This window comes from Marinobacter sp. E2 (assembly GCF_055755345.1).
This window is the reverse complement of record NZ_CM146911.1, coordinates 431,357-445,041: the sequence shown is the minus strand read 5'-3', so window position 1 is coordinate 445,041 and position 13,685 is coordinate 431,357. Positions and strand designations below refer to the sequence as shown.

Below are 13,685 nucleotides of genomic sequence, written 5' to 3'. Positions count from 1 at the left end.
GATGCTTCATCCCTCTTCAACAACAACAAGATCAGGAGGACTCCATGTCCAGTTTTTCCCATCGATTTTGTCAGTTCACCGGTTCACTATTGCTGCTTTCCGCCGGGGTCTCGCCAGCCAGCGCAGATCTTCTGGGAGGGCTTATCGGAAGCTCAACCGACGAGGCAACCACCCAGGCCGATCAGACCAGCGACCGTCCCCTGGGTTTCTTCAGCGAGCCGTTCGCCGAACCCACCATCATTGTTGACGGACAGACCGTGGAAACGGATGAAAAGTGCCTTACCCGCGCAGACGGCTCGGTTGAGTGCAAGCCGGCGGCCGGCACCATGGCCCTGCTCAGGGACGGCCGGCTGCTTTACCTGAACGCTCTGGAGGGCACTGAAAACGTGGAGCTCTCCATCGTGGCTGAGTTCGGTGAAGTCTCGGTAAACGACCAGACCCGGGTGCTGGCGCTGGATGCCAACGACAACCCCTCCTGGCTCAAACCATCACCGCTGGATGCCGGTGCCAACCCGGACGGGAATGACAGCGAAACCCTGCTCAGCGGAACCGAACTGGACGGACTGCTGGATACAGCTGACAACACCAGCAAGAATGACGGCGCCCTGTTCTGCTCCGACGTGGTTGGTCTGGCCAACGGCGATGTGATGGCGGTCGGCGGCACCGATTACTATTCCGAGCCGGGAATCGACGGCCTGCCGCTCGGCGTTGCCGAACTGGAGGGCATCAAGAATTCCCGGATTTTTGACGAGGCCACCAACACCTGGCGCCAGAGTGGCGACATGACCTACGGTCGCTGGTATCCCTCCCTGGTTACCCTCGGCAACGGCGATGTCTTCGTTGCCAGCGGCGTTACCAAACTGCTGAAACCGGTCTACCCGGACGAGCCCGTGAACAGCGGCCGCAATGTGGTACAGACCGAAACCTACAACCCCTGTGCCGGCACCTGGACAGAGAACCCGGCCACCGCCGACCGGTCCCTGCCGCTGTACCCGCGCATGCACCTGTTGCCGAACGGCCACGTGCTCTACAACGCCGGTGGTCAGGCCTTCAACCCGTTTGGCCAGGGCTACGACCAGGCCCTGTGGAATATTGTGGCCAGTTACAACCCCCGCACCCAGAGCTGGACAGACATCGGTTATGCCGGACTGCCGCTGCGACTGGATGAAGCCGGCCTCGGTCACCTGAGCAGTACCCTGAACCTCACTAACCTTTCGCTTGACCAGCTGGGCTCCCTGCTTGGAGATGTTCTGGAATCACCCACGGATCTGCTCCAGAGCGGCGCCGAGCTCGGCGTGTCGGAGGACGAGCTGAGAACAGCCATTGCCGGTGGTATGCGGGGTTCTACCTCGTCCACCATGCTGCCACTGAAGCCCGACGCCAACGGCGAATACCATGAGGTGGAGCTGTTGACCGCCGGAGGCGTGCCCAGCTATGCCCTGCTGACCAACCCCGGCGGTTACCTGCCCACCGACCAGAGCCGGATCGACCGCATTACCACCAACGGTGACGAGATTGGCTACGAATCGCGCCTGACCGGCCCCCTGAACCAGCCACGCTGGTACGGCACCAACGTACTCATGGCGGACGGCAGTGTGATGGTGTTCAGCGGCGGAAACCGCGATGGCGTGGTGGCACCGGGTCTGGAAGGCCCGATACGCACCGCCGAACGCTTCGACCCGGAAACCGGTACCTGGACGGAAATGGCCATGGCCAATCGCCCTCGCACCTACCACAACACGGCGGTGCTCATGGAGGATGGCCGGGTGATGATTGCCGGGCATTCCCCCATCAACACCGCCTACCTGACCTTTGTTGATCTGCAGGACTTCGGCCTGGCCCCCTACGACGGCCGGGACCCGAGCTTCGAGATCTACACGCCGCCCTACGCCTTGCGCGATGATCGGCCGGCAATCAAGCGTGCACCGCGCAACCTGACCGTTGGCGATCGCTTCAACATCACGGTTGACCAGGCCGACCAGATCGACCGGGCCCTGTTGATCCGCAGAACCGTGATGACCCATGTGATCGACGGCGACCAGCGTGCCATTGAGCTGGTTCTGGAAAAGAACGCCGGTAACACGCTGACCCTGCAGATGCCGGACAACCACAACGTGGTGCCAGCCGGGGAGTACATGCTGTTCGTAAGCAAGAACACTCCCGAGGGCCGGGTGCCGTCGGTTTCAGCGCCTATAACGGTGGTCAATCAGGATCTGGAGTGCATGGCGCCGACCCAGGTGGCCGGCGATACCACCACCGAAGACGGCATCATCGAATCCGCCATCGAGATTCTCTGATACGGGAGCAGACCCATGACACCAGAACCTGGCCAAACCGGCATGGTGCGACGGGTTCTGTTCGGGCTGGTCTCTCTGTCGGTCGCAGGACTGGCAGAGGGCCACGGCGCGCCCACCGTTGACGGCGCGCCGCCGGACATTATCGAGGCACGCATCACCCATCAGCCAGCGCTGCCCGGATTCCGGGCTATGATCCTTGAAGGACCGAGGCCCGGCATCCTGATGCGCTACCAGGGCAACCAGCCTGTGACCGTACTGGGCACCGGGGGCGAGCCCTTCCTCCGGTTCACTGGCAGGTCGGTGATGGCCAACCCGAACAGCCCCGACTGGCAGGCGCTGCCGAACAGACCGGCACGGCAAGCAAACGAGAAGGCGGGTGAGCATGACAAGGACTGGGTGGAGCTATCACGCTCTGGCAGTTTTGGCTGGCTCGACCCGCGCCTCTACCCTTCGCACCGGTCTTTCAACAGCACTGAAGAGCCGCTGAACTGGTCAATCACCCTGCGAACCGCCAGCGGAGACATCGAGACCATTGCCGGAGAGCTGACACGACGGCCACTGCCCTAGGCAGAAACCGGACGAAACATTCAGGAAACCAAAGAGGAAACCCCGAAAACAAAAAGCCCCCGAAAATCGGGGGCTTTTACGTGCGAGTGCAGCCGGTTACTGGCTTTCTTCGACCATGTACTCAACGGCCGCCTGAATTTCTTCATCCGGGCAGTTTGCGCAACCGCCCTTGGCCGGCATGGCGTTGAAGCCGTTGATGGCATGGCTGACCAGGGTTTCCAGGCCTTTGTCGACGCGCGGAGCCCAGGCTGCGGTGTCTCCAATCTTGGGCGCACCGGCGGCTCCCGTGGAGTGGCACGCCATGCAGACCGCGTCGTAGACTTCGCTGCCTGAACGGGGACCCGCACTGGCGGTTTCGGTGGGTGCCGCGGCACTGCCACATTCCTCGCCCTGCAGGCACACTTCACCAACCGGCGCGATACGGGCACGGATTTCGTCTTCGACACTTGCCATTACGGCGCCGGCTGTCAGGCCCGACAGGACCAGCACAGCAGCCAGGACTCTCTTCATCATCGCAATGCACCTCGCATTTGAGCGTTATAATCGTCGGTCGCCGCATTATAGCGATTGAAACCTGGCAAAAAAACCAAACCGCAAAATCATCGGCCGGTTTTCAGCCGATTTGATTGCGATTTCGTAAGTGAAGGAGTGTTTCCAGGGCAATCCGGTTACCATGGGGTTTGCCGATTTCACACTATTCAGGAACCGTGTCATGAACCATCCGGACCCCGCGTCGCCCCATCCTTTGCGAAAGCCCCTGTTGATTGCTGAATTCTCGGCTCTGGCGATTCTGCTGGCCTCCATGGGCTGGTTCTCAAGCCAGACCAGCGACGGCCAGACCATCAGTGCCGCGTGGTTGCTGGTGCCCGCACTGGCCAGCCTGGGGGTGTTCCTCAGTTTCATCGGGCTGATGTACCTGCGCTGGGTGGCCGCGGCGGACAGCGCCAACCGCTTCAAACACAAACTGATTTTTTCTCTTCTAGCCGTGACCCTGATCGGGGTCTGGATCTACGGCGTTGCCAATACCTGGTTCAGCCTTACCGACGCCTAGGAGACCCGGACCATGAAGCGACCACCCATGCGGGCCGGATCCGTGGGACACCTCGCGATGGCAGCGGCCATGGCCGTCCCGGCCGTCGGCCTGGCGCAGGAAACTCCGGGCACGGCGATACACACCCCCGAGCAGTGCGCCCTGATTGAAGACGGCATTCAGCGACTCGCCTGTTTCGACAGCCTTTACCCGCCGGAGGATCGCCAGGCCGAGGCGCCCGAGCAGGTTCGTGAGGCCGTAGAACGTCGGGCCGAGCAACTGGCGCCCAACGGGCGCGACCTTGAAGACACCACAAACGGGACACCATCGGACGATCCCGACGCCGGCGTAATGGCGGCCCTGATGGAACAGTACGTGGCCGCCGAAAAGGCGGTATTCTCGTTTTCCGGCAGCTTTGTGGGGCACCGGCCCACCTATATTCTGCCGGCCACCTGGGTGAAGGAGCCCAACCCCAATCCATCCAGCCCACGGCTCGGTACCACGGGCTACGACTACGACCTGGAGCGGGAAGAGGCAAAATACCAGATCAGTTTCAAGGTACCCTTGCTGACCGGTCTGCTGGATGACCGGACAACCCTCTGGTTTGGCTACACCCAGACCTCCTTCTGGCAGGTCTACAACCAGGACGATTCCGCGCCTTTCCGGGAAACCAACTACGAGCCGGAAGTGTTCCTGCGCTACCAGGCCGACTGGGACGTGGGCCCCGGGCGGCTTAACGGGGTGACCATCGGTTTCAATCACCAGTCCAACGGCCAGTCCGAACCTCGCTCGCGCAGCTGGAACCGGATTGTCGGCACCGCTGCCTACAGCTATGACCGGTGGCTGCTCATGGTACAGCCCTGGTACCGGATTCCGGAAAACAGCAGTGACGATAACTCGGATATTGATCGGTATCTGGGCTACGCCAACTACCATGCGGTCTACAAGCTCACCGAAGACCGGACATTCTCCCTGCGACTGATGAACAACCTGCGCTCAGACGACAACAAGACGTCGGTGGAGTTCGGGTACAGCTTTCCGATGGGGGATACCGTCAAGGGGTTCTTCCAGTATTACAACGGCTATGGGGAGAGCCTGATTGACTATAACCACCGGATTCAGCGGTTCGGTATCGGCATTATGCTGAACGATTGGCTCTGACATGGCGCCTCGGCGCAAGACCGCTCGGCACGGTCCCGAGCTTCAGTGCTAGCCCTCTTCGTTCAGCCTCTGCATTTCAGCCAACAGCTCTTCCGTCTTCTCTTCCATCAACGGAATATTCGCCCTTGATTCAACATTCAGGCGCACAACCGGTTCGGTATTGGACATCCGGAGATTGAAGCGCCAGTCGTCGAATTCGATGCTCACGCCGTCCACGTGGCTGACGCTCTTGGCGCCAACGCTGTACTTGGCCTCGATCGCCGCGATGACCTTGGGCGGATTGTCGATGGTGCGGTTGATTTCACCACTGGCCGGGTAGGCATCGATTCTGGCGTCGATCAGTGACGACAGGGTCTGGCCGGACTGGCACAGGCGTTCGGCAACCAGCAACCAGGGAATCATGCCGCTGTCGCAGTAGGCAAAGTCCCGGAAGTAATGGTGGGCACTCATTTCGCCACCATAGACGGCGTCTTCGTCGCGCATGCGCTGCTTGATGAAGGCGTGGCCAGTTTTGCTTTCGATGGCCTGGCCACCGGCGGCCCGGACCAGGTCAATGGTGTTCCAGGTCAACCTGGGGTCGTGGATGACCTTGCCACCGCCGGTCTTGCGCAGGAACTGGTCCGCCAGCAGGCCGACAATGTAGTAGCCCTCGATGAAGCGACCGTTTTCGTCGAAGAAGAAGCAGCGGTCGTAATCGCCATCCCAGGCGATTCCCATGGCCGCGCCCTGTTCGATCACCGCATCGGCCGTGGCCGCCCGGTTTTCCGGAAGGATGGGGTTGGGTACACCGTTGGGGAAATGGCCGTCTGGCTGATGGTGCACTTTCACGAATTCAAAGGGCAGGTGCTGCTCAAGCTCGTCGATCACCAGGCCGGCACCGCCGTTACCGGCGTTGCAGACGATGGTCATGGGGCTGAGAGCGGCAGCATCAATGTAGCCCAGGAGATGATCCACGTAGGCGCTCATCACCTCCAGCGGCTCATACCGGCCCTGCTCAGGGGCATCGGCGAAGGGCTCCAATACCCGATCCCGGATATCGTTCAGGCCGTTGTCGGAACTGATGGGGCGCGATTCGGGCCCGACCATTTTCATGCCGTTGTGGTCTTTCGGGTTGTGGCTGGCCGTGACCATGATGCCACCGTCCATCTGGTAGTGGCTGGTGGCAAAGTACACCTGCTCGGTACCACACAGGCCAATGTCGAAGACGTCGGCACCGGCGGCCATCAGGCCAGAGCTGAGCGCCTCGGCAATGTCCGGGCTGGAGAGACGGATGTCGTAACCGACAATGACTTTTCTGGCGCCGGTGATTTCGACGTAGGCGCGGCCGATTTTCTCGGCAAGAACGGGGTTGAGCTGATCAGGCACACGACCGCGAAGGTCGTATGCCTTGAAGCAGGACAGGTCCATTGTCTGGGCTTACTCCGCGGCGGACTGGAGCTGGATGTAGTTCTGGATACCCATTTGAGAGATCATTTCCAGCTGGGTTTCCAGCCAGTCGATGTGCTCTTCTTCGCTCTCGAGGATGCGGCGGAACAGCTCCCGCGACGCGTAATCCTTCACTTCATCGCAGTAGGCAACCGCTTCCACGTAATCGGCGTGACCGGCCAGTTCCAGCTTCAGATCGCACTGGAGCATCTCTTCCACGTTCTCACCGATCAGCAGCTTGTTCAGGTCCTGCAGGTTGGGCAGACCCTCGAGGAACAGGATGCGCTCGATGAGCTCGTCAGCGTGCTTCATCTCATCGATGGATTCTTCGTATTCCTTGTCGGCGAGCTTGGTGATGCCCCAGTCCTTGTACATTCTGGAATGCAGGAAATACTGGTTGATGGCAGTCAGCTCGTTGGCAAGAGCCCGATTGAGGTACTGGATGACTTTTTTATCGCCTTTCATAACCGTTTTCCTTGTGTGTTAGCTACCTGAAATTACAAGGATAGACGGTTACGGGCAGATAAAAAACCGCGCCTGTAAAAAGGTCGCAATTGGTAATGGGGATGACTATCAGGCGGGTTGGGCCAGCAGGTTGGCGAGTGCCAGATAATCCGTGGAACGGCTCTCGCGAAGGATCTCCCTCGCGGTGCAGGCGCAGCGACCGCATTGGGTGCCCACACCCAGCTCCTTACCCAGCTGGCGCATGGAGGACACGCCGTTTTCAGCCGCTTCGCGAATTTCCCGGTCGGTAACCCCGTGGCAAAGGCAGACGTACATAAAATTGACTCACCAACGCTGTAATAGTTAGTAAGAATTATTGTTATTCACATCTGGAATTGCAAGCCCTTTGTATCAATTTTGTGCAACGGAGTGTTTCAGTCCGTTGTCTGTTCCCTGGTGAGATTACGTCGTCCGGCGTCGGTCACAACCACATTGTCCTCAATCCGGATACCGCCACAGCCCCGGAGCCGGTCAATCAGCTCCAGATTCAGGAATCGGCCCAACTCACCCTCTATCAGGGGATCAAGCAGCGAGGGAATGAAGTACAGACCCGGTTCGATGGTCACCACCATCCCCGGCTCCAGTCGGCGGGTCAGGCGTAGAAACGGTGCGTCCGCAGGCGCGGGCGTTGGCTTGCCGGCCACATCGTGTACCTGAACACCCAGAAAATGCCCGACTCCATGGGGAAAGAAGGCCCGGGTGATGCCCCGGTCAACGATGTCCTGATCGGCTATCCCGTTTACCAGCCCGGCTGACGAAATCAGCGCGGCAATTCCCTGGTGGGCCTTCCGATGGATATCGATGTAATCGACCCCGGGAGCCACCATGTCGCAAAGCCGGGTCTGAAGTTGCTCCAGCCCCTGAATCAGAACCGCAAAATGCGGCTCGGCAGGCCCTGCCGTGGTGCGCGTGATGTCGGAGCAATAGCCACGGAAACGGACCCCGGCATCGATCAGCAGGCTGCGGGGCTGAGCGGGCGGCCGGGTATCGTAGTACTGGTAATGCAGGGTACCGGCATGTTCATTCAGGCCGATGATACTGTGATAAGGCGCCTCAACCTCCCGCTGGAGGGTGACGCGCTGGTAAGCCAGGCTGATATCAAACTCGCTTTCGCCGGCGAGGAAGGCTTCCCGGGCGGCGGCGTGGCCCGCCAGTGCCCGAATGTTCGCCTCTGCCAGACATTCAATTTCGTAGCCGGTCTTGCGCACCCGGGTTTCGTCCAGGTCCCGCAACAGTCCTTCCGGGTTGGCGTCTCCGGGCAGGCCGGCAACCAGGGCCGGGTCGCCGATCACCGCCAGGCTGCCGGGATCATCCAGCACCGGCGCCTCGGGCGAGGCGCTGCTCCGCACCTCGATGAAATCCTGCCAGGGTTCTTCCGAAAGCGTTGGGTTCGCGTGCCAGAAGTCGACCGGCTCAAACAGCCAGAGTATCGGTTTGTGGCCGACCCGAACCCAAAGCCAGCAGTGCTCGCGCCCGGCCAGCCCCGTCCAGTGCAGAAACGGCCCGAAGCCCTGGAAATGCCAGGCCTGGTCATCGCCATAGCGGTAGGGCGCGGCACCGGAAGCGATCAGCAGGCTGTCGTAGCCGTGGTCTGCCAGTGCCGACTCGTACCGGCTCTGCAGTTCACGCAGGTGATCGTTTTGCAGTGACAACAGCGCTTCATGAGACATAGACATCTTCCAGTGTTTTCCAGAGCGCCCGCAGATCCTCGGAGCGGGGTTCCTGCAGACGGATCAGACGGATTTCCAGGGGCACGTCCCAGCGTTCATCACCGGCACGCACCAGACTGCCAAACTGCTCGCTTTTCTCGGTCATGCGCCGTGGCAGCCAGCCCATGCCAAATCCCTGTTTGACCAGCGCCTTGATACTGGCGGACTGGGTATTTTCGTTCAGGGGCAGCAGATTGGCGCTCAGTCCACGACGGGCAAGATGGCCCTCAATGGCCGACTGCAGGAAACCACGCCTGTGGTACGCAATCAGCGGCACCGGCTGGTCCGGAAGGCCCGGCAAGGCAAAGCGGGGCTGGCCGAGATCATCTGCCACGCTGACCGGCACCAGCGATTCGCGCGCCAGTACCAGCCATTGATAGGTGTCTGCGGTCAGCCGTCCGCCCCAGGGCAGGTCCGGGTGCCAGTAACACAGCACCAGATCGCATTCGCCACCGTCGAGGGCTTCGAGGAACTGCTCGCCCACCCAGCTGGTGGCGTTCAGATTCAGCTGCAGCCGCTCGGCAATGCCCGCATCTTTTGCCCAGCCCTGGTAAAAGTGCGAAAACAGGCCCTGGGTAGAGCCAACGCTGATCCTGGCGGAGACTTCCGCCTCCAGGGCCGAAATTCGATCACGGGTGTCGCGGACATCCCGGGTAATCCGCTCACACAGCTCCCGGAAAATTTCTCCCGCCGGCGTGAGCGAGAGCGGCAGTGTCTGACGGTTGACCAGCGTACTGCCCATGGATTCTTCCAGCAGCTTGATCCGGCGACTGAACGTCGGCTGGCTCACGTGCTGCAGCTCGGCGGCACGTGAGAAATGGCGCGTGCGGGCCAGCGCCAGAAAATCTTCCAACCAGCGTACTTCCATGGGTTTACCTGAGGAGGTGTCGTCGTATTGATGCCAGAGCAGTTGCTGGCATCATAGCCTATCGCGGCAGCGCCTTTACAACCTGCCCTCGTCTACCGCATGGCAGGCAACCTGGGTACCGGCATCGGTGGTGATCAGTTGGGGCACCTCCTGCCGGCAGCGCTCATTGGCGTAGGGGCAACGCCCGTGGAACACGCAGCCTGACGGCAGATTGACCGGCGTGGGCACCTCCCCTTTCAGGCGGATGTGGTTGGGGCGGTCGTCCTCCAGTTTCGGAATCGCGGACAGCAGCGCCTGGGTGTAGGGATGCCGGGGCGCGGAAAACAGCGTTTTCGTGTCCGCCAGCTCACACACCCGCCCCAGGTACATCACCGCCACCCGGGTGCCAAAGTGCTCCACCACCGCCAGATCGTGGGTGATAAACAGGTAGGTGAGCCCCCGGCTTTCCTGGGCGTCCATGAGCAGGTTCAGCACCTGGGCCTGAATCGACACGTCCAGGGCCGAGATGGGCTCATCCGCCACGATAAACTCCGGATCCACCGCCAGCGCCCGGGCAATGGCAATCCGCTGGCGCTGGCCGCCGGAAAACTCGTGGCCGAAGCGGCTACCCCAGTCCGGATCAATACCCACCGAATGCATCACTTCGTGGATCTTGTCGCGCACCTGGGCCGGCGACCAGTCCGGGTGATGGAACCGGATCGGCTCCTCCAGGGTCTGCTGGATGGTCATTCGCGGGTTCAGGGAGGCGTACGGATTCTGGAAGATCATCTGCATCTTGCGCCGGTAAGGCAGTGAATCCTTGCGCTCGAGATGGTCGATACGCTGGCCGTCGTAGTGGATCTCGCCGGCGCTGGGCGAGAGCAGGCCCATCACGGTGCGGGCCACCGTGGACTTACCACAGCCGGATTCGCCCACCACGCACAGGGCTTCGCCCTTCTGCACGTCCAGATCCACGCCGTTGATGGCATGAACCGCTTCCTGTTTGCGACGGAAACGCCCACCCTCGAAAGTGATCTGCTCCAGCAGGCTGCCAGACAGGTCAAAGCGTTTCTCAAGACCGCGAATACTTACCAGGGGGGAGGTCATGATTCGGCCTCCTGCATGCGTTTCTCCTGCTCAATCAGGTTGGCAACTTCGTAACAGGCCACGTTCACGTTGCCCGAACGGACATACTCCGGCATCGCCTGCTTGCACTGCTCGGTGGCGAACTTGCAGCGGGGGTGGAACGGACAGCCCGAAGGCACGTTCTTCAGGGACGGCATGGAGCCGGGAATCTGGAACAGCCGCTCGCCGGGCTCGCCCATCTGGGGCAGTGCGTTGATCAGCCCCTGGGTGTAGGGGTGCTGGGCATCGTTGATGATTTCCCGGGTGGGGCCCTGCTCGATGATGCGTCCGGAGTACATGACCAGCATCCGCTGGGTCACCTGGGAGACCACACCCAGATCGTGTGTGATCAGCATCAGCGCCACATTCTCCTGCTCGCACAGGTTCAGCAGCAGATCCATGATCTCGGCCTGGATGGTGACATCCAGGGCCGTGGTCGGTTCATCCGCGATGATGATTTCCGGGTCCAGTAGCAGGGCGATGGCAATGATCACCCGCTGGCGCATACCGCCAGACAGCTCATGGGGGTACTGGTCCAGACGCTTTTCCGGCGAGGGAATCTGCACTTTCTGCAGCCGGTCCAGGGCAATGGCCCGGGCCTCTTTCTTGCTGATCTTCCGATGGGCAAGAATGGCTTCCACCATCTGGGTGCCGATGGTGAGCACCGGGTTCAGGGTCATCATCGGGTCCTGGAAGATCATGGTAATGCGGTTGCCGCGGATTTTGCGCAGTTCCCACTCGCTCATGGCGGCCAGGTCCCGGCCTTCGAACAGGATCTGGCCGCCGGCGATGTAGCCCGGTTTGGCGATCAGGTTGAGAATCGAGAACGCCGCCACCGATTTACCGGCACCGGACTCGCCCACCAGGCCCAGCCGCTCGCCCTTGTCCAGGGTGAAGCTGATACCGCGCAGCGCGGTCAGGTCACCACCACGCACCGCAAAGCGCACATCCAGATCTTTTACTTCCAACAGTGCCATGGTGTTACCCCTTGTACAGCCGTGGGTTCATCACATCCCGTAACCAGTCACCCAACAGGTTGATGACCAGCACGAGCACCACCAGCACCAGGCCCGGGATCAGGGTGATCCACCAGGAACCGCTCTGGATGTAATCAAAGCCGGACTTGATCAGCGACCCCAGCGACGGCTGGGTCTCCGGCATACCAAGACCCAGGAACGACAGCGCCGCCTCGGAAATGATGGCGTTAGCGATCTGCACAGTGGCAATAACGAAAATCGGCGACAGGGTATTGGGCAGGATATGCCGGAACATGATCCGGCGGGTGCCGAAGCCCATCACCTTGGCCGCATCCACATACTCTTTCTTCTTCTCCGCCAGCACCGAAGCCCGAACGGTGCGGGCAATCTGCGGCCATTCGGCCACACCGATAATGAAGATCAGCATGTAGATGGCAATCTCGCCGAACATCAGGTTGCCGAAACTGGCCTTGAACACCGCGCCCACGATGATGGCAACCATCAGGGTGGAGAACGACAGCTGAACATCGGCAATGCGCATCAGCACCGCATCCACCTTGCCGCCCAGGTAGCCCGCCAGCAGGCCAAAGAGAATGCCCAGAAACGCCTGCAGGACCACCGCCCCGAAGCCGATCATCAACGACACCCGGGTTCCGTACAGAATCGTGGACAGCAGATCCCGACCCTGGGCATCGGTGCCCAGAGGGAAGGCCGGATCCGCACCGCTCATGCCCACCGGAGGCAGTTCGGAGTTCATGATGTTGATCTGCGCCAGATCGTAGGGGTCGGTGGGGGCCAGCAGCGGGGCAAACACAGCGGCCAGCACCGTCAGCAGCAACACCGCAAAGCTGGCAATGGCTACCTTGTCGCGCTTGAAGCTGTACCAGAAAAAGGACTCGCGGAAGCGGTCCCAGCGGGAAACCGTTGCCGTTGTCATGCTTTCTTACCTGTCAGTTTGACGGTGGGGTTCACCAGACCGTAGATCAGGTCCACCAGGGTGTTGGTAATCACGAAGATGAGGCCCACCACCATCAGGTAAGCCACGATCAGCGGGATGTCGCTGCGGGTGATGGCCTCCAGGAACATCAACCCCACGCCCGGCCACTGGAACACGGTTTCCGTGAGAATGGTGTAGGCCACCATGATGCCGATCTGCACGCCGCCGACGGTGATCACCGGCAGCATGGTGTTCTTGAGCGCGTGCAGGAAGTTGATGCGACCAGCGCTGAGACCCTTGGCCCGGGCATAGCGGATGTAATCGCTCTGCAGCACTTCCATCATCTCCGCACGGATCAGACGGATGAACAGGGGCAGCATGATTGAGGCCAGGGAAACCGATGGCAACACCAGATGCATCAGCCCGCCGCTTGAGAAAAACCCGGATTCCCAGGTGCCGAACAGATGGGTGAGCTCATCACCCCGCCCGTAGGACGGCAACCCGCCCTCGGTGGAAAAGAAGTCGTTCAGCCATTGCCCCCAGCCGGTATCCGACGGAAACCAGTTCACCGTCACACCGATGGAGAACAGCTGAATCAACACAATGGCCGTCAGGAACACCGGGATGGATATCCCCACGGTGCTGACACCCATAAAGAATTTGGAGAGCCATGCCTGGGGCCGGATTGCGGCATAGACACCGATAGGCACGGACAGAAACACGATAATGAGGCTGGCACCAATCACCAGCTCCAGTGTCGCCGGAAGATGTTCGGCGATCACCTCCAGGGTCGGCTTGCTGTAGAAATAGGAGTTGCCCAGGTCGCCCTGCAGCGCATTGCCCGCAAATCGCAGGTATTGCACCAGCATAGGGTCGTTCAGACCGAGTTCCTCTCGAATGGCTTCCCGCTCCTCCTCGGAGACGGACATACCCACCATCTCCTGAAGCGGGTCCCCGAGGCCGTCCTGAATGGCAAAGGCGATCACGCTGATCACGAACATGACCAGAACCGCCTGGGAAATCCGCTGTACCAAAAACGCTAGCATGGAAAGTGTCCGGATAAGGCTTGCAAACAAACGGCCGGCGCCGGATCACTCCAGCGCCGG

At 60.8% G+C, this 13,685-nt stretch carries 14 protein-coding genes; 4 read left to right on the top strand and 10 right to left on the bottom strand.

Annotation, left to right across the window (positions count from 1 at the left end; genetic code table 11):
• The first annotated feature begins 44 nt into the window (after positions 1-44).
• Together AC0J1C_RS01950 and AC0J1C_RS01945 are read left to right on the top strand one after the other, a co-directional pair.
• A complete protein-coding gene (locus AC0J1C_RS01950; protein WP_473045403.1) occupies positions 45-2,297 on the top strand; it encodes a galactose oxidase-like domain-containing protein in 2,253 nt (750 codons plus the stop codon).
• A 15-nt stretch (positions 2,298-2,312) separates the two neighbouring features.
• Complete coding sequence (locus AC0J1C_RS01945) at positions 2,313-2,864, top strand: hypothetical protein (RefSeq protein WP_473045402.1); 552 nt, start codon at positions 2,313-2,315, stop codon at positions 2,862-2,864.
• A 96-nt stretch (positions 2,865-2,960) separates the two neighbouring features.
• On the opposite strand, the gene AC0J1C_RS01940 is transcribed toward AC0J1C_RS01945, so the two are convergent.
• Positions 2,961-3,374 carry a c-type cytochrome gene (locus AC0J1C_RS01940; protein WP_091991089.1) on the bottom strand — a complete coding sequence of 138 codons (414 nt, stop codon included), beginning with the start codon at positions 3,372-3,374 and terminating at the stop codon, positions 2,961-2,963.
• Positions 3,375-3,576: 202 nt separating this feature from the next.
• On the opposite strand from AC0J1C_RS01940, the gene AC0J1C_RS01935 reads away from it, so the two are divergent.
• A complete protein-coding gene (locus AC0J1C_RS01935) occupies positions 3,577-3,915 on the top strand; it encodes a hypothetical protein (protein ID WP_473045401.1) in 339 nt (112 codons plus the stop codon).
• 12 nt (positions 3,916-3,927) lie between these two features.
• The gene (locus AC0J1C_RS01930) at positions 3,928-5,055 is read left to right on the top strand and encodes a phospholipase A (RefSeq protein WP_473045400.1); all 1,128 of its coding nucleotides are present in this window, start codon (positions 3,928-3,930) and stop codon (positions 5,053-5,055) included.
• 48 nt (positions 5,056-5,103) lie between these two features.
• On the opposite strand, the gene AC0J1C_RS01925 is transcribed toward AC0J1C_RS01930, so the two are convergent.
• The 9 genes from AC0J1C_RS01925 to AC0J1C_RS01885 form a co-directional block, all read right to left on the bottom strand.
• Positions 5,104-6,462, bottom strand: a complete 1,359-nt coding sequence (locus AC0J1C_RS01925; RefSeq protein WP_473045399.1) for a phosphohexomutase domain-containing protein — start codon at positions 6,460-6,462, stop codon at positions 5,104-5,106.
• A gap of 9 nt (positions 6,463-6,471) precedes the next feature.
• A complete protein-coding gene (gene bfr, locus AC0J1C_RS01920; protein ID WP_091990226.1) occupies positions 6,472-6,945 on the bottom strand; it encodes a bacterioferritin in 474 nt (157 codons plus the stop codon).
• Between the two features lie 108 nt (positions 6,946-7,053).
• A complete protein-coding gene (locus AC0J1C_RS01915; protein WP_091990224.1) occupies positions 7,054-7,260 on the bottom strand; it encodes a bacterioferritin-associated ferredoxin in 207 nt (68 codons plus the stop codon).
• Positions 7,261-7,358: 98 nt separating this feature from the next.
• Positions 7,359-8,654 (bottom strand): Xaa-Pro dipeptidase, encoded by a 1,296-nt coding sequence (gene pepQ, locus AC0J1C_RS01910; RefSeq protein ID WP_473045398.1) that lies wholly within the window; start codon positions 8,652-8,654, stop codon positions 7,359-7,361.
• Positions 8,644-9,561, bottom strand: coding sequence for a LysR family transcriptional regulator (locus tag AC0J1C_RS01905; protein WP_473045397.1), 918 nt, complete (start codon positions 9,559-9,561; stop codon positions 8,644-8,646). Before AC0J1C_RS01905 ends, pepQ begins: the two co-directional genes overlap by 11 nt.
• 75 nt (positions 9,562-9,636) lie before the next feature.
• On the bottom strand, positions 9,637-10,647 hold the full coding sequence (locus tag AC0J1C_RS01900; protein WP_473045396.1) for an ABC transporter ATP-binding protein: 1,011 nt from the start codon (positions 10,645-10,647) through the stop codon (positions 9,637-9,639).
• The gene (locus tag AC0J1C_RS01895) at positions 10,644-11,642 is read right to left on the bottom strand and encodes an ABC transporter ATP-binding protein (protein WP_473045395.1); all 999 of its coding nucleotides are present in this window, start codon (positions 11,640-11,642) and stop codon (positions 10,644-10,646) included. The genes AC0J1C_RS01900 and AC0J1C_RS01895 overlap by 4 nt, the downstream gene beginning before the upstream one ends.
• 4 nt (positions 11,643-11,646) lie before the next feature.
• Positions 11,647-12,579, bottom strand: a complete 933-nt coding sequence (locus AC0J1C_RS01890; RefSeq protein WP_473045394.1) for an ABC transporter permease — start codon at positions 12,577-12,579, stop codon at positions 11,647-11,649.
• The gene (locus AC0J1C_RS01885) at positions 12,576-13,625 is read right to left on the bottom strand and encodes an ABC transporter permease (RefSeq protein ID WP_091990207.1); all 1,050 of its coding nucleotides are present in this window, start codon (positions 13,623-13,625) and stop codon (positions 12,576-12,578) included. The genes AC0J1C_RS01890 and AC0J1C_RS01885 overlap by 4 nt, the downstream gene beginning before the upstream one ends.
• Positions 13,626-13,685: the final 60 nt, after the last annotated feature.